Origin of the sequence: Streptomyces viridochromogenes DSM 40736 (assembly GCF_000158955.1) — a bacterium.
Lineage (GTDB): Bacteria > Actinomycetota > Actinomycetes > Streptomycetales > Streptomycetaceae > Streptomyces > Streptomyces venetus.
Genome location: NZ_GG657757.1, coordinates 1,601,788 through 1,619,747, shown reverse-complemented (window position 1 = coordinate 1,619,747; position 17,960 = coordinate 1,601,788). Strand labels below are relative to the sequence as shown.

At 71.0% G+C, this 17,960-nt stretch carries 17 protein-coding genes and 6 tRNA genes; 14 read left to right on the top strand and 9 right to left on the bottom strand.

Annotated elements, in window-relative coordinates; all coding sequences use genetic code 11:
• Together SSQG_RS06990 and SSQG_RS06985 are read left to right on the top strand one after the other, a co-directional pair.
• Nucleotides 1-752: aminoglycoside phosphotransferase family protein (locus SSQG_RS06990; RefSeq protein WP_003989020.1), on the top strand; the 752-nt coding region annotated here is incomplete at its 5' end.
• 79 nt (nt 753-831) lie between these two features.
• A complete protein-coding gene (locus SSQG_RS06985) occupies nt 832-1,122 on the top strand; it encodes a zf-TFIIB domain-containing protein (protein ID WP_078506820.1) in 291 nt (96 codons plus the stop codon).
• 101 nt (nt 1,123-1,223) lie between these two features.
• Here SSQG_RS06985 and SSQG_RS06980 read toward each other — a convergent pair.
• The 5 genes from SSQG_RS06980 to SSQG_RS06960 all read right to left on the bottom strand — a co-directional run bounded on the left by SSQG_RS06980 (nt 1,224) and on the right by SSQG_RS06960 (nt 1,693).
• Nucleotides 1,224-1,295, bottom strand: a tRNA-Val gene (locus SSQG_RS06980).
• A 43-nt stretch (nt 1,296-1,338) separates the two neighbouring features.
• A tRNA-Val gene (locus SSQG_RS06975) sits at nt 1,339-1,410 on the bottom strand.
• 26 nt (nt 1,411-1,436) lie between these two features.
• Nucleotides 1,437-1,508: transfer RNA gene (locus tag SSQG_RS06970), tRNA-Val, on the bottom strand.
• Between the two features lies 1 nt (nt 1,509).
• Nucleotides 1,510-1,583, bottom strand: a tRNA-Cys gene (locus SSQG_RS06965).
• A 37-nt stretch (nt 1,584-1,620) separates the two neighbouring features.
• Nucleotides 1,621-1,693: transfer RNA gene (locus SSQG_RS06960), tRNA-Gly, on the bottom strand.
• Nucleotides 1,694-1,869: 176 nt separating this feature from the next.
• Between SSQG_RS06960 and SSQG_RS06955 the strand changes: the two genes are divergently transcribed.
• From SSQG_RS06955 to SSQG_RS06945, 3 genes are read left to right on the top strand one after another with little or no spacing between them, the layout of a single operon-like run.
• Nucleotides 1,870-2,913, top strand: coding sequence for a chorismate-binding protein (locus SSQG_RS06955; RefSeq protein WP_003989018.1), 1,044 nt, complete (start codon nt 1,870-1,872; stop codon nt 2,911-2,913).
• A complete protein-coding gene (locus tag SSQG_RS06950; RefSeq protein WP_003989017.1) occupies nt 2,910-3,731 on the top strand; it encodes an aminotransferase class IV in 822 nt (273 codons plus the stop codon). Before SSQG_RS06955 ends, SSQG_RS06950 begins: the two co-directional genes overlap by 4 nt.
• Nucleotides 3,732-3,786: 55 nt before the next feature.
• On the top strand, nt 3,787-4,611 hold the full coding sequence (locus tag SSQG_RS06945) for a GNAT family N-acetyltransferase (RefSeq protein WP_039932084.1): 825 nt from the start codon (nt 3,787-3,789) through the stop codon (nt 4,609-4,611).
• Between the two features lie 29 nt (nt 4,612-4,640).
• Here SSQG_RS06945 and SSQG_RS06940 read toward each other — a convergent pair whose 3' ends face one another.
• Complete coding sequence (locus tag SSQG_RS06940) at nt 4,641-5,174, bottom strand: DsbA family protein (protein WP_003989015.1); 534 nt, start codon at nt 5,172-5,174, stop codon at nt 4,641-4,643.
• A gap of 191 nt (nt 5,175-5,365) precedes the next feature.
• On the opposite strand from SSQG_RS06940, the gene SSQG_RS06935 reads away from it, so the two are divergent.
• Together SSQG_RS06935 and SSQG_RS41725 are read left to right on the top strand one after the other, a co-directional pair.
• On the top strand, nt 5,366-5,806 hold the full coding sequence (locus tag SSQG_RS06935; RefSeq protein ID WP_039934849.1) for a hypothetical protein: 441 nt from the start codon (nt 5,366-5,368) through the stop codon (nt 5,804-5,806).
• 151 nt (nt 5,807-5,957) lie between these two features.
• On the top strand, nt 5,958-6,110 hold the full coding sequence (locus SSQG_RS41725; RefSeq protein WP_167545780.1) for a hypothetical protein: 153 nt from the start codon (nt 5,958-5,960) through the stop codon (nt 6,108-6,110).
• Nucleotides 6,111-6,207: 97 nt separating this feature from the next.
• Here the strand turns inward: SSQG_RS41725 and SSQG_RS06930 are convergent, their stop codons facing one another.
• Nucleotides 6,208-6,768 (bottom strand): CGNR zinc finger domain-containing protein, encoded by a 561-nt coding sequence (locus SSQG_RS06930; protein ID WP_003989013.1) that lies wholly within the window; start codon nt 6,766-6,768, stop codon nt 6,208-6,210.
• 301 nt (nt 6,769-7,069) lie between these two features.
• Nucleotides 7,070-7,483: an SsgA family sporulation/cell division regulator gene (locus tag SSQG_RS06925; protein WP_004002642.1), complete on the bottom strand. Its 414-nt coding sequence runs from the start codon at nt 7,481-7,483 to the stop codon at nt 7,070-7,072.
• Between the two features lie 191 nt (nt 7,484-7,674).
• Here SSQG_RS06925 and SSQG_RS06920 point away from each other — a divergent pair, with 191 nt between their 5' ends.
• The 7 genes from SSQG_RS06920 to SSQG_RS06890 all read left to right on the top strand — a co-directional run bounded on the left by SSQG_RS06920 (nt 7,675) and on the right by SSQG_RS06890 (nt 15,272).
• Nucleotides 7,675-8,133, top strand: a complete 459-nt coding sequence (locus SSQG_RS06920; protein WP_039932083.1) for a TIGR02611 family protein — start codon at nt 7,675-7,677, stop codon at nt 8,131-8,133.
• A 76-nt stretch (nt 8,134-8,209) separates the two neighbouring features.
• A tRNA-Val gene (locus SSQG_RS06915) sits at nt 8,210-8,281 on the top strand.
• 390 nt (nt 8,282-8,671) lie between these two features.
• The gene (locus SSQG_RS06910) at nt 8,672-9,961 is read left to right on the top strand and encodes an ABC transporter substrate-binding protein (protein WP_003989011.1); all 1,290 of its coding nucleotides are present in this window, start codon (nt 8,672-8,674) and stop codon (nt 9,959-9,961) included.
• On the top strand, nt 9,961-10,959 hold the full coding sequence (locus tag SSQG_RS06905; protein ID WP_039932082.1) for a carbohydrate ABC transporter permease: 999 nt from the start codon (nt 9,961-9,963) through the stop codon (nt 10,957-10,959). The genes SSQG_RS06910 and SSQG_RS06905 overlap by 1 nt, the downstream gene beginning before the upstream one ends.
• Nucleotides 10,959-11,822, top strand: coding sequence for a carbohydrate ABC transporter permease (locus SSQG_RS06900; RefSeq protein ID WP_052310245.1), 864 nt, complete (start codon nt 10,959-10,961; stop codon nt 11,820-11,822). The genes SSQG_RS06905 and SSQG_RS06900 overlap by 1 nt, the downstream gene beginning before the upstream one ends.
• Before the next feature lie 6 nt (nt 11,823-11,828).
• Nucleotides 11,829-12,419: a hypothetical protein gene (locus tag SSQG_RS06895; RefSeq protein WP_039934847.1), complete on the top strand. Its 591-nt coding sequence runs from the start codon at nt 11,829-11,831 to the stop codon at nt 12,417-12,419.
• A gap of 111 nt (nt 12,420-12,530) precedes the next feature.
• Complete coding sequence (locus tag SSQG_RS06890) at nt 12,531-15,272, top strand: hypothetical protein (protein ID WP_039932080.1); 2,742 nt, start codon at nt 12,531-12,533, stop codon at nt 15,270-15,272.
• 230 nt (nt 15,273-15,502) lie between these two features.
• Here SSQG_RS06890 and SSQG_RS06885 read toward each other — a convergent pair whose 3' ends face one another.
• Nucleotides 15,503-17,887, bottom strand: coding sequence for an SCO7613 C-terminal domain-containing membrane protein (locus tag SSQG_RS06885; RefSeq protein WP_003989006.1), 2,385 nt, complete (start codon nt 17,885-17,887; stop codon nt 15,503-15,505).
• Nucleotides 17,888-17,960: the final 73 nt, after the last annotated feature.

Sequence of the window (17,960 nt, the reverse complement as noted above, 5' to 3'; positions counted from 1 at the left end):
GCCGACTCGCCACCGCCACCCGCCACCCCGGCATCCTCCTGCCACCGCTCGCCCCGACCCCGGCGGCCCTGCACGACCGGCTCGTGACGTTCTGGCCGTACGGCACACCCGTGGACCCGGACGACCCGGACGCGGCCCCCTGGGAAGCCGCCGCCACACTCCTCGCCCGGCTGCACCGCGCACCTGCCCCGGAGGCCCTGCCCGCCATGCGAGGTCCCGCCAAGGCGGCCCGCGCCCTCGCCCGGCTCCGCGAGGCCGGCCCGCATCCCGCTGCCGCCCCCGTCCTGCGGGCCTGGAACACCCTCCCTGCCTGGGCTCGCGACGAGGCCCCGATGCCGGACACCGGCACGCTGTGCCACGGTGACCTCCACCTCGGCCAGCTCATACGCCACCCGGCCCCCGAAGGCCCCTGGCTGCTGATCGACGTGGACGACCTCGGCGTCGGCGTCCCGGCCTGGGACCTCGCCCGGCCCGCCGCCTGGTACGCCTGCGGGCTGCTCCCGCCCGACGAATGGGCCCGTTTCCTCGCCGCCTACCGCGCCGAGGGCGGCCCCGCCGTCCCTGCCGACGGCGACCCCTGGCCGTCCCTGGACGTCCCCGCCCGTGCCCTCACCGTGCAGACCGCGGCCCGGGCCGTCGCCAAGGCGGTCGCGGCCGGCCGTCCCCTGGACGAGGTGGAGCGGTCGGTCGTGGACGCTTGTGACCGAATGGCTACCGTCCCGCCGCAGTTGAGGCAGGGGTACGCGAAGTAGGGTGCAACCGACCACAGCGGGACGGAGTCTGTCCTGGCGACATACGAAGCAGGACCGACCGGCGAGGAGTTGAACGCCCATGCAGTGTCCGAAGTGCCATGCGCCGATGCACACGTACAACCGCAACGGTGTCCAGATCGAGCAGTGCAGTGGCTGTCGCGGCATCTTTCTCGACTACGGCGAGCTGGAGTCGCTGACCCGCCTGGAGTCCCAGTGGTCCCAGGGCGCCCCGCCGCCCCCGCCCGCCCCGCAGGCCTACCCCGCTCCGCCGGCACCCGCCTGGGGCGCCCCGCACGGCGGCCACGGTCACCACGGCCATCACGGTCACCACCGCCACAAGAGCTTCGGGCACATGCTGTTCTCGTCGTGACGCGAGTCGTGACAAGAGTCGCGGCACGACTCGTGACACAACGAGCGTGACCACCACGAAGCCCCCGGCCGATTCGCTCGGCCGGGGGCTCCGGTGTGGTGTGGACGATACTGGGATTGAACCAGTGACCTCTTCCGTGTCAGGGAAGCGCTCTCCCGCTGAGCTAATCGTCCTCGGGACCATGACCACGCTGTGCGGCGGATCATGAGCACTGCGTGCGCGATACTGGGATTGAACCAGTGACCTCTTCCGTGTCAGGGAAGCGCTCTCCCGCTGAGCTAATCGCGCGGGTTCGGATCTTCGACGAGATCCAGTGGACGATACTGGGATTGAACCAGTGACCTCTTCCGTGTCAGGGAAGCGCTCTCCCGCTGAGCTAATCGTCCTTGGAGGTGGAGACGGGATTTGAACCCGTGTAGACGGCTTTGCAGGCCGTTGCCTCGCCTCTCGGCCACTCCACCAGGAGTGTAGGGGGCCGGGAAGCCCCCTGTTCCTTCGAGCGGACGACGAGGCTCGAACTCGCGACCTCAACCTTGGCAAGGTTGCGCTCTACCAACTGAGCTACGTCCGCTTGTCGTTTCGGTCCGCTCTCGCGGCCCGGCGACGTGTTGAACTCTAGCGGATTCCGGTGCCAGTACAAAAACGCGTTTGTGCAGCGTGCTGCGCTTCCCCTGCTCAGGTGCGTCGCGGGGCCCCCGACGGGACACGCCCCGGTCACCCGCGCGACACCGCCATAGACTCGACTGTGTGCTCGACCACCCTCCTCTCGCCCGCTTCGGCGACCGCGTCGCCACCGGGCTCCTCGACGTCACCGACGACCCCGAGGCCCTGGAATCCAGTGGCTTCTGGGCCGTCTGCGCCGACTTCGAGGGCCGTCTGACCTGCGCCCGCTTCCGGGAGGTGCGGAAATCCCCGGTACCCGCTCCCGTGCCGGGCGCCTGGCGCGGCCCGGCCCTGGATGAGTGGACGTCCTCGCTCGACCGCGCGGCGTACACGGCGGCGGTGCGGCGGATCCGCGAGCACATCGCGGCCGGTGAGGTCTACCAGGCGAACCTGTGCCGGGTGCTGTCGGCGCCCGTCCCGCCCGGCGCCGACGTGGACGCCCTCACCGCACTGCTGGCCCGAGGCAACCCGGCACCCTATGCAGGAACGATCCGCCTGCCCCGTCACGGCGTGGAGATCGCCACCGCGTCCCCCGAACTGTTCCTGCGGCGCGGCGGCCGGGTCGTCGAGTCCGGGCCGATCAAGGGCACCGGGCGCACCGAGGCGGACCTCCTGCAGAAGGACTACGCCGAGAACGTGATGATCGTGGACCTGGTCCGCAACGACATCGGACGGGTCTGCGCCACCGGCAGCGTGACGGTGCCCGACCTGTGCGCCGTGGAGAAGCATCCGGGGCTGGTCCACCTCGTCTCGACGGTCCGCGGTGAGCTGGGCGACGGGGCCGGCTGGGCCGAACTGCTCGGCGCGGCGTTCCCGCCCGGATCGGTCACCGGGGCGCCCAAGTCGAGCGCCCTGCGGATCATCGACGCGCTGGAGACGGCGCCCAGGGGCCCGTACTGCGGCGGGATCGGCTGGGTCGACGCCGACCGGAAGGCCGGTGAGCTGGCCGTCGGCATCCGTACCTTCTGGATCGACCGGGGCGAGGGCGCGCTGCGCTTCGGCACCGGTGCCGGCATCACCTGGGGATCGGACCCCGAGGGGGAGTGGCGGGAGACCGAACTGAAGGCGGACCGGCTGCTCGCGATAGCGTCGGGAGCGTACGAGGCGAGTGGAGAGGACCTGACGTGAAGATCTGGCTCGACGGCGGGTTGCAGGACAGCGAGTCGGCCCGTGTCTCCGTCTTCGACCACGGGCTGACCGTGGGCGACGGCATCTTCGAGACGGTGAAGACCGTGCACGGCCAGGCGTTCGCGCTCACCCGGCACCTCGACCGGCTGACCCGGTCGGCACGCGGCCTCGGGCTGCCGGACCCGGACCACGACGAGGTGCGCCGGGCCTGTGCCGCCGTCCTCGAGGCCAACCCCGCGCCGCTCGGCCGGCTCCGCATCACCTACACCGGCGGCCACGGCCCCCTCGGGTCCGACCGCGGTGAGCACGGCCCGACCCTCGTGGTCGCCCTCGGCACCACCACCCGCCGTCCCGACTCCACCGCCGTGATCACGGTCCCCTGGACCCGCAACGAGCGCGGCGCGCTCACCGGCCTGAAGACCACCTCGTACGCCGAGAACGTCGTCGCCCTCGCCCGGGCCCGTGAACAGGGCGCGACCGAGGCGCTGTTCGCCAACACGGTGGGACAGCTCTGCGAGGGCACGGGCTCCAACGTCTTCGTGGTCCTCGACGGCGAGCTGTACACGCCGCCGCTCGCCTCGGGCTGTCTCGCCGGCATCACGCGCGCGCTGGCGATCGAGTGGACCGGAGCCGAGGAGACCGACCTGCCGCTGGACGTCCTCCAGCGGGCCGACGAGGTCTTCCTCACGTCCACACTGCGGGACGTGCAGGCCGTGCACCGGGTCGACGACCGTGGGCTGCCGGGCGCGCCGGGCCCGGTGACGGCCAAGGCCATGCGGATCTTCGAGGAGCGGTCCGGGAACGATCTCGACCCCTGACAGCCCTCGGATATTCGGCTGACCGGGGCCGTGGCCCGCGGGTAGAACACCTCTGATGACCACGACCCTGCGGCCGACCGAGCCGCTTCAGCAGAACGCCGACGGGACGCGCTCGCGCCGCTACCAGGTATGCGTGAACAGCCGTCCCGTAGGGGCGATACTCCTCGGCACGCATCCCGTGTTCGGCGACGCCGTGGCCCGGGTCCTGAGCCTGCGCATCGAGGAGCCGGACCGCGGACGCGGCCGGGGCACGGTGGCCGCGCTCGCCGCGGAGGAGGTGGTGCGCGGCTGGGGGTGCCGCCGTATCGAGGCGGTGGTGCCCGCCGACTCCGAGCCGGCGTTCCGGCTCGCCACGGCGCTCGGCTACGTCGTGCGCAACCGCGGTATGGAGAAACCCCTCGGCGACACCCCGCCGGATCTGCCGGAGGGCAGCCGCGCCCGGCCCATGACCGAGGCGGAGTTCGGCCCCTGGCTGGAGAAGGGCGAGGAGGACTACGCGCGGAGCTGGATCGAGCGGGGCGTTCCGGAGGCCGAGGCCCGGGCCAAGTCGGAACGCGACCACGCCACCCTGCTGCCCGACGGCCTCGCCACCCCCGGCGCGCTCCTCAGCGTCGTGGAACACCGGGGGACACCGGTGGGCACGCTGTGGCTCGCGTTGCGCGAGGACGACGCCTTCGTCTTCGACGTCGAGACCCACGCCGCCCACCGGGGCAGAGGACACGGCCGCACCCTCATGCTGCTGGCCGAGGCCCAGACGATCGTCCAGGGCAGGCGGACCATCGGCCTCAACGTCTTCGCCGGCAACGACCCGGCGGAACGGCTCTACGCGTCGCTCGGCTACGAGACCCGGCAGTACGCCATGTACAAACCGCTCCTGTAGCGGCCGGCCACGGGGCCGGGGCCGACGGGTCAGTCCCGCTGCTGTTCCTGCTCCGCCAGCAGCCGGTCCGCGATCTCCTCGATCCGCTCGCGCAGCCCCTCCTGGCTCTTGCCGCCGTCGAGGCGCTCACCGCCGATGACGTACGTCGGGGTGCCGGTCACGCCGATCGCCTTGCCCTCGGCCTGGTCGGCGTCCACGAACAGGATGTGCCGGCCGTCGATCAGCGCGGTCTCGAACTCCTCGGCGTCCAGGTCCAGTTCGCGGGCCAGCTCGACCAGGAAGGGTTCTCCCTCACGGCCCAGCTGCTCGACGCGGCCGAGCAGGGCCTCCACGTAGGGCCAGCCCCTGCCCTGCTCCCAGGCCTCCTCGGCGGCCTGGGCGGCGGCGAAGGCGTGCTTGTTCTTCTCCAGCGGGAAGTGCCGCAGCCGCACCTCCAGCCGGTCGCCGTAGTGGGCGCGCAGGGCGCCGAGGTCGCCGAGGGCGGTACGGCAGTCCGGGCACTGCAGGTCGCACCAGACCTCGAGGACGGGGGCGGCGGGACGGGCGGGGGAGGAGTCGCTCATGCCGACAGTCTTCCAGCCCTCGGGGTCCGTACCCCAATCGGACGTACCGGGGCCGGGGCCACCGGCACCTGCGGAGGAGGTGACCCGGAGATGTCCCTGATGTCCGGCCGCGGCATGGCCCGCCGGGGTGTGGCGGGTGCAGGATGGAAGGGACGAAGCCCCTGCTCGACCGCGCCACGCTGGAGGACCGGATGATTGCCGAGACCGTCTGCTCCGCCGTGTCCGCGGCAGGCCTGGGCATTGCGGTCGTCACGGCGTACCGCAAGCGTTTCCTCACGGCCACCCGTATCGCGGCCTACTCGCTCGTGCCGATCGGCCTGGTGATGACCGGAGTCGTCGAGTGGCTGGCCGACACCGCCTTCAGCCCGACGGCCTGGGCCGGCTTCGGTGTGCTCGGCGCCGCCTGGGTGCTCTTCATGACCACCCGCGTCGTGGAGCGCCGCCGCGGCGGCACCCGCAAGGAGCGCAGAGCCGCCCGGGCGGCGGACCGGCCCGACGCGGTGGCCGCCCCGGCGGCCTCGGCGCCCTCCCTGGGCCAGGGGTCCCGCCCCGCTTCCCGGCCCGCGGCGGCTCCCCGGGGAGACGACGACTTCAGCGACATCGAGGCCATCCTCAAGAAGCACGGCATCTGAGGGCCCGCTTCGGCTGAATCGTCACAGTGGGTCCGCGGGCGCGCGGAAGTGATCACAACCCGAACGGGACCTCGCGGAATCGGCGCACTCCCGCTCCGAACAGGGACGCTGATCGCGTCCGGTCGGCCGACTGCGTCATCATCACCGCGAGATGCTGGACACGACACAGAGCGACCCCGCGCCGCCGCAGGACGAGCCCCGCGGTTGCCTTTTCGCCCTTTCCCAGCCACCGCTGATGATCTTCCTTGCGGTGATCGGGAGCCTGCTGCTCATGGCCTCGTTGCACGACCTGCTGTTGCTGTGAGCCTTACCCGCGGTACCCGGCGCCATCCGCCGGGACCGCGTCGGCATCGATGTCCCTCCGGAACCCCGCCCGACCCGACCCGCGGGCCGGACCGCCCTCAGCCCGCCGCCTCCTTGCGGCGCGCCCGGTACGCGGCCACATGCAGGCGGTTTCCGCAGGTACGGCTGTCGCAGTACCGCCGCGAGCGGTTGCGGGACAGGTCGACGAAGGCGCGCCGGCAGTCGGGTGCCTCGCACCGCCGCAGCCGCTCCTGCTCCCCGGCGACCACGAAGAAGGCCAGGGCCATCCCGCAGTCGGCGGCCAGGTGGTCCGCGACGGAGGCACCGGGCGCGAAGTAGTGCACATGCCAGTCGTAGCCGTCGTGGTCCGTGAGCCGGGGAGTGGTTCCGGCGGCCGCGACCAGCTCGTTGATCAGGCCTGCGGCGCTCCGGGGGTCGGGGGCGGCGAAGACGGAGGCGAACCGCCCGCGGATCTTCCGCACCGCCGAGAGATCGAACTCCGAGAGCGCTCCGACATCGCTGATCTCGTGGTTCTGCACGAAATCCGTCAGGGTCGCCACGTCGGGCAGCCCGTCGGATGCCGTGTCGTCCTCCGGTGCGGTGTTCACCAGATCGACCACGGTGTCGAGGGCGCACCGGGTGTCATGGGTGATCAGCACGATTCGCTCCCTGGCCTGGGGGTCGGGCGGGCGCCCGCCGATGCTGGCCGATGGTAACGGCTCCACTGTCGCCGGACCGTCCTCATGCCCGCACACGGCTTCGAATACAACGCCGCCCGGCGCTCCATGGTTCCCGGCCGGCCCACAGGCGGCCGGCGAAGGTGTGAGCGGTGGCGCATGCGAACCGGCGCCGCCCCGCGAGATACGCGGTAGCGGCGCCGGTGCGTCCCGTATGCGGTTGTCCGAGCCCGAGCCGTCTCCCCGAGTCGACGGCGCCGGGCGGCTTTGTGAGGGCCTCGCCCTAGCTTTCCGCCAGGATGTGCGAGAGCTCCTGGTCGAGATCGAAATGCCGGTGCTCCGTGCCGGGCGGCACAGCGGCGTCGGTGCGCTTCAGGAAGGACTCCAGGGCCCTTGCCGGGGCCTCGAGCAGGGCTTCGCCCTCCGGTGAGCTCAGGGCGATGCACACGACGCCCTGACCGTGGCTGCGCGATGGCCAGACGCGGACGTCTCCGGTGCCCGTGGGGCGGTGAAGTCCCTCGGCGAGGAGGTCGCGGGCGAACACCCACTCGACGGTTTCCTCGGCTCCGGTGTGGAAGGTGGCGTGCACGGCGTAGGGGTCGGCCGTGTCGTACCGCAGGCCTGCGGGGACAGGCAGGGAGGACTCGCTCGACACAACGAGGCGCAGGTGCAGCTCGCAGCTGACCGTGGTGTTCATAAGCGCCAGGGCCTTTCGCTCAGTGTGCGCTCGGGGATTCGCACGTCGGCGAAATCGACATGCCACCTACGGTGCCGTTGTAAACCCCTCTGAGTGTTTTGCGTGCCTTTACGTAACTCTTCCGGCCGAGAGATCGTTCGCGTCGTGCGTCCATTCCAGTGACTGGTTTCGCTCGGGTAGTGTTTGTCCGTATGAATACGGGGAGTAACGAGCCGGGCGAGGTGGCCGTGGCGTCGGACGAGACGGGGACTGACGAGGTGCACAGCGAGCAAGAGCGGGCGCTCGGCTCGCGTGCTCCGGAATTCATCAAAGCGCGCCGCGCGCTGCACGTGAGCTGGCAGGTCGGGGTCTTCATCATCGGGCTCGCGGTGGTCGTGGCGGGCATCATCATGCTGCCCCTGCCCGGACCGGGCTGGGTCGTGATCTTCGGCGGCATGGCGATCTGGGCGACCGAGTTCGTCTGGGCCCAGCTGGTGCTCCGCTGGACCAAGCGGAAGGTCACCGAGGCGGCCCACCGTGCCCTCGACCCCCGGGTGCGGCGCCGGAACATCATCCTGACGTCGATCGGGCTGGTGATCGTGGCCGTACTGGTCGGGATCTACGTGTGGAAGTTCGGCATGGTCATGCCGTGGAAGATCGAGGACCAGTGAGCCGCGGCGGGGGTGCCGACGTCGGCCGTCCGGTCACGGGCACCCTCTGACATGGGGTAATCTTCTTCCTGCGCCCGGGCGATTAGCTCAGTGGGAGAGCGCTTCGTTCACACCGAAGAGGTCACTGGTTCGAACCCAGTATCGCCCACCCGGATCGGCGGCCCATCTGCACAGTGCGTGCGGGTGGGCCGCCGTCGTTGTCGGCCTCGCGGCGCTGCGCGGGCCGGGGCACCTGTCGGAAACCGGACACCTCCCACACCGCCCCACGGTCCCCACCAGGCCGTCGGCTTTCGGTCGCGACCGAAGCCGCCGTGACCCGGCCCGCTTCGTTCGACCCTCTGGTCGCACCCGTCTCACCAGTGGCGTCATCGAGCCGGAGCCTCGCCGGGCGGGTGCCCCCTCCTCGCGCCCTCCGGCTCCTCGGTGAGAAATTCTTGTCCGAATCATTGACGCACCCTCAGCCCCTCCGTACCTTGTGCCAGCAAGCGCTTACTTGAAACGATTCATGCGAGCGGGACGACGTGCGGGGAGGCCAACCGTGGTGAACGGCAGGAATGTTGAGAGACGTGCGGTTCTGAAGGCGGCCGGCGCCACGGCGGCCACCCTGGGGCTGGCCGCGACCACCGGCTGTGGTGGTGACGGAGGGGCCTCCGCCGACGGGACGGTGACGATTCGTTATGCGTGGTGGGGAGCCGAGGACCGCGCCCAGCGCATCAACAAGACCATCGCGCTCTTCGAGAAGAAGTACCCGAAGATCAAGGTGAAAACGGACTTCCAGCCCTATCTCGACTTCTGGAAGAAGTTCAACACCCAGGCCTCCGGCGGAAATCCGCCGGACGTCTTCCAGAATGCCATCGGCTTCCTCCGCAAATACGACGCGAAGAACGTGCTGCTCGATCTCGGCGAACAGGCCAAGGCGGGCAACCTCCGGATGGACGGATTCCGGGCGGGCCTGGAGAAGTTCGGCGAGATCGACGGCAAGCTCCTCGGAGTTCCGGTCGGTTCGAACTCGATGGCCCTGGTCATCGACAAGCCCGTCTACACCCGTGCCGGAGTGAAGCCGGAACAGGGCTGGACCTGGGGCGACTTCGACGCGGCGATGAAGAAGATCCGCGACAGGACGGGCCGTGCCGGGGACAGCGGCATGTACGGCGTCATGTACCTCTACGACCTGTACCTGCGTCAGAACGGCAAGGCGTTCTTCACCGAGGACGGGCTCGGCTTCACCGAGGCCGATCTGACGGACTGGTGGACGAAGGCCAGGAAGGGCGTCGAGGAGGGTCTCTACTCCGACCCCAAGAAGGTCGCCCAGATCAAGCCCAAGTCGGCGGTCGCCGCCGAGCTCGCCGGCGGCGAGTTCACCTGGGACAACTTCACCGTCCGTTACACCGCGGAGGGTAAGAGCGAGTACGGCCTGGCTCCCATCCCGACCACGGACGGCAAGAAGACCGGCCAGTACCTCGGCTCCCTCATGCTGAGCGCCTCCAAGCGCACCCAGCACCCCAAGGAAGTCGCCCGGTTCATCGACTTCATGGTGCACGACCCCGAGGTCGCCAAGATCATGGGCTACGACCGCGGTGTGCCCGCGACCCAGGCCCAGTACGACGCGTACAAGCCGACCGACGAGGTCACCAAGGCGATCGCCGCCTACGAGGAGTCGCTCGTCGAGGCGGGTGTCCTGGAGCCCATCACACCGCACCCGAACGGCGCGGACATCTGCGAGTCGGCGTTCCTGCGCATCGCCGAGGAACTCGCCCTCGGCAAGCGCTCGGTGGACGAGGCCGTCAAGCAGTTCTTCACCGAGTCGAAGACGGCTCTCGGCACCTGATGGGAACCACCGTGACACACGCCCCTGCGATGGAGGGCCTGTCCCAGGACTCCGAGCCGCGGCACGGTCCGGTGAAGCCCCCGCGCCCCGCCGCCCTCAAGCGGCGGCGGCGCCGGGAGAACCTGGCCGGCTATCTCTTCATGTCCCCGTGGATCGCCGGGTTCCTGTTGCTCACCGCGGGCCCGATGGTCGCCTCGCTCTACTTCGCGTTCACCGACTACAACCTCTTCGACGCGCCCAAGTGGATCGGTCTCGACAACTTCTCCGAGATGTTCGGCGATCCGCGCTGGCGCCACTCGGTGCAGGTCACGCTCTGGTACGTCGCCGTCGGTACGCCGCTGAAGCTGCTCGCCGCCCTCGGGGTGGCGCTGCTGCTGGCCCAGAGCCGGCGCGGGCAGGCGTTCTACCGGGCCGCCTTCTACGCTCCGTCGCTGATCGGGGCGAGCGTCTCCGTCGCGATCGTGTGGAAGGCGATCTTCTCGGACGACGCGATCGTCGACCGCACGCAGAAGCTCTTCGGCGTGGACGTCGGCGGCTGGACCGGCGACCCGGACATGATCATCTACAGTCTGGTGGCGCTCACCGTCTGGCAGTTCGGCGCGCCCATGGTCATCTTCCTGGCCGGCCTCAAGCAGGTCCCGCGCGAGCTGTACGAGGCGGCCGAGGTCGACGGCGCGGGCAAGCTGCGGCGGTTCTGGAACATCACACTGCCGATGATCTCCCCGGTGCTCTTCTTCAACGTCCTGCTGGAGACGATCCACTCCTTCCAGATCTTCAGCTCGGCGTACATCGTCGGCGGCGGCGCCGGCGGCAACGCCTGTGGCCCAGCGGACGGTTCCATGGTCTACACCTGCTACCTCTACGTTCAGGGCTTCGAGAACAGCCGGATGGGTCTGGCCTCCGCCATGGCCTGGATGCTGCTCGTCGCGGTCGCCTTGGTGACGGCGGTGCTGTTCTGGTCCCAGAAGCGCTGGGTGCACTACGAGGAGGGCGCGTGATGAGCTCCGCCGGTCTCTCGACTTCGCGTCACAGACTGCCCGGTTCCCTCGCCTGGCACATCGGATCCCTGCTGATCCTCGCGGTGATCCTCTACCCGGTGATCTGGGTCATCGGCGGTTCGTTCAAGAAGAGCGAGGACGTCGTCGGCAGCCTGGACCTCTTCCCGGGCGATCCGATCACCTCGAACTACACGCGGCTCGGCGAGGGCATCGCGGACATCTCCATCTCCACGTTCTTCCTCAACTCGCTCACCCTCGCGGTGGGTTCCGTGATCGGCATCCTGCTGTCCTGCTCGCTGACGGCGTACGCCTTCGCGAAGATCAGGTTCGCGGGCCGCAATCTGCTCTTCACGCTGATGATCGGCACGCTCCTGCTGCCGTACCACGTGCTGCTCATCCCGCAGTACGTGCTGTTCCGCAACATGGAGATGATCAACACCTACACACCGCTGCTGCTGGGGAAGTACCTGGCCACCGAGGCGTTCTTCGTCTTCCTGATGATGCAGTTCATGCGCAACCTGCCCAAGGAACTCGACGAGGCCGCCCGGCTCGACGGCTGCGGACACCTGCGCATCTACTGGTCGATCGTGCTGCCGCTGTGCCGTCCGGCCCTGATCACCAGTGCGATCTTCACGTTCATCAACGCGTGGAACGACTTCATGGGTCCGCTGATCTACCTCAACGAGCCCGACAAGTACACGGTCTCCCTGGGGCTGAAGATGTTCGTGGACCAGGAGGGCGTGGCCGACTACGGCGGCATGATCGCCATGTCGCTCGTCGCGCTGCTCCCGGTTCTCGCCTTCTTCCTGGCCTTCCAGCGGTATCTGATCGACGGTATGGCCACGTCGGGGCTGAAGGGCTGAGTGCGCATGGCCGAGACCCGAGTGAAGGTACGTGGGGAGTCGGTGCTCGCGGAGCGGTTCGCGGTCTTCGCCGAGTGTCTGCTGACCGGGGTGTGGATCGCGGTGGCCTCGTTGGGTGTGGTGACGTACCCCGCGGCCTTCGCTGCCGGTGCGCGGCATCTGCGGCGCCGTACCGCTCATGAGGGCGGTGGGTGGCGGGAGTTCGTCGCCGACGTCCGTACGGCCCTGCGCGGCGGGTGGCTCGCCGGGCTCGCCGGGTGGGCCCTGGCGGCGGCCGTCTGGGTGGACGTCCAGGCGGCCCGGGCGGGGATTCCCGGTGGGCCGCTCGTCGGGGCCGTCGGGCTGGTCGCGCTGATCGGCCTCGTCGTGGCGGGGCTGCGCGCGGCGGCGGTCTGGGAGCCGGACGCCCGCTGGCGGACGCTGCTCGCGCACGCCTGGCGCCGGACCGTCCTCGACCCGGCCGGGTCCTTCCTGATCATCGCCGGGCTGGCCGTGGTGGCCCTGTCCGCGTGGTTCGTCGCGCCGCTGGCGGTCCCCGTCCTCGGGGCCGTCGCGGCGGCGGCCGTCGCCGTGGAGGAGCGGTACCGGCACCGCTGACCGGCGGTGCCCTCACCTCAGGTCGGCGCCCCGGGCGCCGCACCTCTCTCTGTGTCATGCCCCTGACCAACGCAAGTGCTTTCCGCACGGACGAGGAAAGGCAGCATCCCTATGTCTCCCATCCCCCGCAGGTCCCTGCTCAAGGCGGCCGCCGTCGCCGGAGCCGCCGCCCAGTTCAGCTGGGCGCTGGGGGCGCAGGACGCGCAGGCCGCCCCCGTGGCCGAGACCGCCGAGCCCGACCCGGTGACCCTCGACTGGCTGGAGGACGGCGGCCTCGGCGCCGCCCCCGGCTCCACCGTCGGCGTCCCCTGGCCCAAGGGCGCCTACCAGAAGGAGCAGACCTTCGCGCTGACGGACGCGGGCGGCAAGGCCGTCCCCGTGCAGTCGTGGCCGATCGCCTACTGGCCCGACGGCTCTCTCAAGTGGACCGCGCACGCGGTCGGTTCGGGTGACGGCACACTCACCCTCAAGGCCGGGACGCCCGCCGCCCCCGAGAAGAAGGTCACCGTCGACAAGAGCGGCGGCACCATCGACATCTCGACCGGCGTCATCACCGCCAAGATCGGCACGTCCGGTTCGACGATCGTCAAGTCGGTCAGCCGGGGCTCGACGGAGATCGCGAAGAACGGCCGCCTCGTGCTGATCCGCCAGCCCGAGATCGAGGACGAGGACCAGGGCGCGGTGAAGACCGAGCGCTTCGACGGTGCCGTCTCCAAGGTCACCGTCGAGCAGGAGGGCCCCATCCGCGCGGTCGTCCGCGTCGACGGCAAGCACCGCAAGGGCGGCCGCAGCTGGCTGCCCTTCTCGATCCGGCTCTACTTCTACGCCGGCGCCGACTCCTTCCGCATGGTCCACACCCTCACCTTCGACGGCACCCAGGAGCCCGCGAAGGCGAGCGGCGACTTCGTCCGCGGCCTCGGTGTGCGCTTCCAGGTGCCGATGCGGGACAAGGCGTACGACCGGCACATCCGCATCGGCGGCGACGGCACAGGCCTGCTCCGCGAGGCCGTCAAGGGCATCACCGGACTGCGCCGCGACCCCGGGGCGGCCGTACGCACCGCCCAGTTCGAAGGCGAGAAGCTGCCCGACCCGGCCACCTGGGACCAGCGGGTCACCACCCGCCTCCAGTACATCCCCGAGTGGGGCGACTACACCCTCTCCCAGCTCTCCGCCGACGGCTTCACGGTCCGCAAGCGCACCAAGAAGGGACACGGCTGGATCGGCGCGGGCGGTGGCCGCAGGGCGAGCGGCTTCGGCTACGTCGGCGGCGCGAGCGGCGGCTTCGCCTTCGGCCTCAGGGACTTCTGGGAGAAGTTCCCCGCCCAGCTCGACATCCGCGACGCCCAGACCGACACCGCAGAGGTCACCCTCTGGCTCTGGTCGCCCGAGGCGCAGCCCATGGACCTGCGCTTCTACCACGACGGCATGGGCCAGGACACCTACCCCGAGCAGCTCGAAGGCCTCAACATCACCTACGAGGACTACGAGCCCGGCTTCGGCACCCCCTACGGCATCGCCCGCACCAGCGAACTCCTCTTCTGGGCCCACGAGTCCACGCCCGGCGCCGAGCGGATGGCCGAGCAGGTCGCGGCCGTCAGGACGCCCCCGCAGCTCGCCGCACCGCCCAAGCAGCTCGTCAAGGCGGGTGTCTTCGGCAAGCTCTTCTCCGAGCCCGACCGTTCCACCAGCGCCAAGGCGAAGATCGAGGACCACCTCGACTTCCTCTTCACCTACTACAAGGACCAGGTGGAGCAGCGCCGCTGGTACGGCTTCTGGGACTACGGCGACATCATGCACAGCTACGACCCCAGCCGCCACCAGTGGTGCTACGACGTCGGCGGCTACGCCTGGGACAACTCCGAGCTCTCGCCCGACCTGTGGCTCTGGTTCGCCTACATGCGCTCCGGACGCGCCGACATCTTCCGGTTCGCCGAGGCCATGACCCGGCACACCGGCGAGGTCGACGTCTACCACCTCGGCAAGTGGGCCGGCCTCGGCACCCGGCACGGCGTCCAGCACTACGCCGACAGCGCCAAGCAGCAGCGCATCGCCAACACCACCTACCGCCGCTACTACTACTTCCTCACGGCGGACGAACGCGTCGGCGACCTCATGCACGCGAACGTCGACTCCGACGAGACGTTCCTCGTCCTCGACCCCATCCGCAAGATCCGCACCGAGCCCTACACCCCCGACCGCAACGCCCTGTCCATCGGCTTCGGCACCGACTGGAGCGGTCTGGTCTCCGCCTGGCTCACCGAGTGGGAGCGGCGCGGCCCCAAGTGGGAGAAGGCGAAGGCCAGGGTCCTGTCCACCATGGAGACCATCGCCGCCCAGCCCAACGGCTTCGTCCAGGGCAGCGCGCTCTACGACCTCGACACCGGCAGGTTCGCCGTGGACAAGGAACCCAAGGTCGGCGTCTCTCACCTGTCGGCCATGTTCGGCCTGGTGGAGCTCTGCGCGGAGCTCATCGACCAGATCGACATGCCGAAGTTCAAGGAGGCGTGGCTCGACTACTGCCGCTACTTCAACGCCACCAAGGCCGAGCAGAAGGCCCGCTACGGCTCCGACTTCGGTTCCCTGCTGCTCTTCCAGGGCCACTCCCGGCAGGACGCCTACGCGGCGGCCCGGACGGGCGACGAGAAGCTGGCCGCCCGGGCGTGGCGCCAGTTCTACAACAGCGCCGACACCTGGGACTACAAGGAGACCACCGACTGGTCCACGAAGAAGATCGAGGGCCCGGCCGGCCTGGTCACCGGCAGCGAGGCCGCCTGGGTGTCCACCAACGCCACGGCGCTGTACGGGCTGGCCGCCATCCAGAACCTGGCGCTGGTCGGGGACAAGATGCCCTGACCTGCGGCTGGTGCCCCGACAGGCGACGTTCGCCGCGTCGCGACGCCCGGCACGCTCCCCCGAGCTCTTCGAGCAGGGGGCACCCCCACTCGCCGCACCGGCCGAAAGCCCGAGTACGTCCCGTACGAGGACGTCCGGCCGGCACTCCCCCAAGCTCTTCGAGCAGGGGGTACCCCCGGAGCACGCACCGGACGCCGCTCCTCGGCGGGCAAACGGTGCCTGCCGCGGCACTAGTTCATCCGCCCCAGGACCTCCCGCACCCTGCGGACGTCCCGGATCCGCTGCTCGTACGTCGCCCCGAGTGCGAGCAGCAGGAGCCCGGCGAGGGCGGGCGGCGCCCAGCGGGGGAGTGCCCCGGTCACCTGCACGACGTACGGGGCGAGTTCGTGCAGCGTGACCAGGGCCAGCACCGACCCGCCGAGCACCAGCGGGGCCTGGAGGTGGTGCCGGGCTCCCAGCAGGGTCACCAGCAGCGCGGCCGTGCCCAGCAGCAGCGGGCGCGTCCAGTTGGGGTCGGCCCAGGCCGCGACCAGACTCGGCACGAGGGTGGCCGCGAGGCCGGGGCCGTACGCCGTCCAGGACGAGGCCCGCGGATCGTGACGCCGCCGCGCCACGCCGACCAGCAGCGCAGGCAGGGTCACCGGCAGCGTGTACGCCTCGGGCGTGCCGACGTCCCAGGCGGCCAGGCGTACCCAGGCCGCCAGCACGAACAGGGCCGTGGCCGCGTAACCGACGGGCCGGCGGCCGGGGCGCACCGCCGTGCCCGCGGCGATCACCCCGCACAGGGCCAGCACCAGGGCGAGCATCGGCGGATCGGTGACGGCGAGGCCCACGGCGAGCAGGCCGGCGGCGGCTCCCGTGACCTCGACCGGCACCGTCGCCCGGGACTCCCCGAGACGCGCCGCGAGCAGGGCGGCGGCAGCGGGGACGGCCAGGACCAGCAGGGCGACGCGGGCCGGCGGCCAGTCCGCGGCGGCCCCCGTCGCAGCGGCCAGGGCGGCGGCGTACACCAGGGCGGCCGGGGCCGTGACGGCGGCGAAGGCGCGCCCGCCACGACGCCGTCGCGAACATCCGCGACCAGCGCCGACAGCGTGACGAGGGGTCGCGCTCTGCGAGGCGAGGGACGTCAGCGCAAGACTGACCGAGGCGACCAGGGCGAGGACGAGCGCGGCGAGCCGTCGCACGTCGGACACCGTGGCCCGGCACACGTACAGAGCGGCGGCGGTCAGCCCTCCCGGAACCAGCATCCCCGCGACGTACGGGATCTCGAGGACCGCCGGAAGGATCAGCGCCGTGGCCGACACCAGGCCGAGCGCGCCGATCCGGGCCCGCGCACGCCACGTCGGCGCACGGACCGCCAGGGCGAGCACCGCCGCGACGGCCACCAGCACCACGGGAACTCCCGCCACGTCCGGCGGCCAGGGGACCTCGACGGTCACCGCGGCACGCGCGTCCACCGGCGCACCACTCCACACCCGGCCCAGCCAGCCGGCCGGCCCCAGCACCGCCACCGCGACGACGGGCAGCGTCCACAGCACGGCCAGCGCCTGTACGGCACCGCAGGCCCAGGCGAAGCCCGCCCGCACCGGGGCGGGCAGCCGCCCGGCGCGCACCGCCGCCAACAGGGCGATGCCGAAGACCAGATGGGCCGGAACCGTCCAGGCCCCCGGCAGCCAGGACCGGGCCACTGCGCCGAGCGCGGCGACCGCGAGCAGCCCCGAGGTGATCGTGAGGCCGAGGGGGTGCTTCTCGCCCGGCGTCTGCCAGGCCGCGGTGAGCGCGATCCCCGCCGCGAACAGAAGGAGGGCTCCGGCGCGAGAGGCCGCGCCCGGGCCGCCCGCCGCCAGGGACAGCCAGCCGGCGGCCAGGACACCCGAGCCGCCCATGGCGTACGCGCCCACCAGGGCCGTGATCCGCACGGACCCGTTCGTCACGCGCAGCGCCACCGCCGCGTCGAGCCCGGCCGTCACCAGCAGCGCGGCCGTGATCACGTACGGGCCGGAGTCACCGGCCAGGGCCCACAGCAGCAGCGGGAACTGGGCCGCCGCCAGGGCGCAGGGGAGAGGCAGCCGCAGCGCGGCCGTGGCCGGCAGCAGACCGTACGCCGACCAGCCCGCCGCCAGCACCGCCGACGCGACCGCCGCGTACCCGGTGCCGTCCGTCCCGGACAGGGCGGCCGCGTGCAGCGCGTAGGCGTCCAGAAGGGTCAGCGCCAGCCCGAGCCCCGCCACGGACTCGGCCGTCGACCGCAGCCCCCGCTTCAGCGACAGCACCGGTGCGGCGAGTGCGGCCAGCGTGACCGCGCCGAGCACCAGTGCCCGCCCGGTGATCCCCAGGTGGCCCCAGCTGACCAGCGTGAACACCGCGGCGGCCAAGGTGAGCAGGACACCACCGAGGACCAGGAGCACGTTCTGCACACTGGGCGCGGCGGTCTCCGGACGGGGCGGTGCGGTGGGCGGCCCTTGCGGCCCTGGTTGCGGCTGCGGCTGCGGCTGGTGCAGGGCCGCGACCAGCCAGGCGCGACGGGCCAGCAACTGGGTGCGCCGGGCCTCCAGTTGCCGGAGTTCGGCGTCGAGGAGCAGCAACTCCTCGGCCGGGGGCGGAAGGTGCGTCATGCCTCGCAGTGTGGTGCGCGTCACCTCGTACGGCATGAGTGCGGATACTCAGGCGCGTACTCAGACCGTCCCC

Bases quoted from the DNA above. Each gene is read 5' to 3' on its own strand.
- SSQG_RS06985 (WP_078506820.1), top strand. From the start codon at position 832: ATGCAGTGTCCGAAGTGCCATGCGCCGATGCACACGTACAACCGCAAC.
- SSQG_RS06945 (WP_039932084.1), top strand. From the start codon at position 3,787: ATGACCACGACCCTGCGGCCGACCGAGCCGCTTCAGCAGAACGCCGAC.
- SSQG_RS06940 (WP_003989015.1), bottom strand. From the start codon at position 5,174: ATGAGCGACTCCTCCCCCGCCCGTCCCGCCGCCCCCGTCCTCGAGGTC.
- SSQG_RS06935 (WP_039934849.1), top strand. From the start codon at position 5,366: ATGATTGCCGAGACCGTCTGCTCCGCCGTGTCCGCGGCAGGCCTGGGC.
- SSQG_RS41725 (WP_167545780.1), top strand. From the start codon at position 5,958: ATGCTGGACACGACACAGAGCGACCCCGCGCCGCCGCAGGACGAGCCC.
- SSQG_RS06925 (WP_004002642.1), bottom strand. From the start codon at position 7,483: ATGAACACCACGGTCAGCTGCGAGCTGCACCTGCGCCTCGTTGTGTCG.
- SSQG_RS06920 (WP_039932083.1), top strand. From the start codon at position 7,675: ATGAATACGGGGAGTAACGAGCCGGGCGAGGTGGCCGTGGCGTCGGAC.
- SSQG_RS06905 (WP_039932082.1), top strand. From the start codon at position 9,961: ATGGGAACCACCGTGACACACGCCCCTGCGATGGAGGGCCTGTCCCAG.
- SSQG_RS06900 (WP_052310245.1), top strand. From the start codon at position 10,959: ATGAGCTCCGCCGGTCTCTCGACTTCGCGTCACAGACTGCCCGGTTCC.
- SSQG_RS06895 (WP_039934847.1), top strand. From the start codon at position 11,829: ATGGCCGAGACCCGAGTGAAGGTACGTGGGGAGTCGGTGCTCGCGGAG.
- SSQG_RS06890 (WP_039932080.1), top strand. From the start codon at position 12,531: ATGTCTCCCATCCCCCGCAGGTCCCTGCTCAAGGCGGCCGCCGTCGCC.
- SSQG_RS06885 (WP_003989006.1), bottom strand. From the start codon at position 17,887: ATGACGCACCTTCCGCCCCCGGCCGAGGAGTTGCTGCTCCTCGACGCC.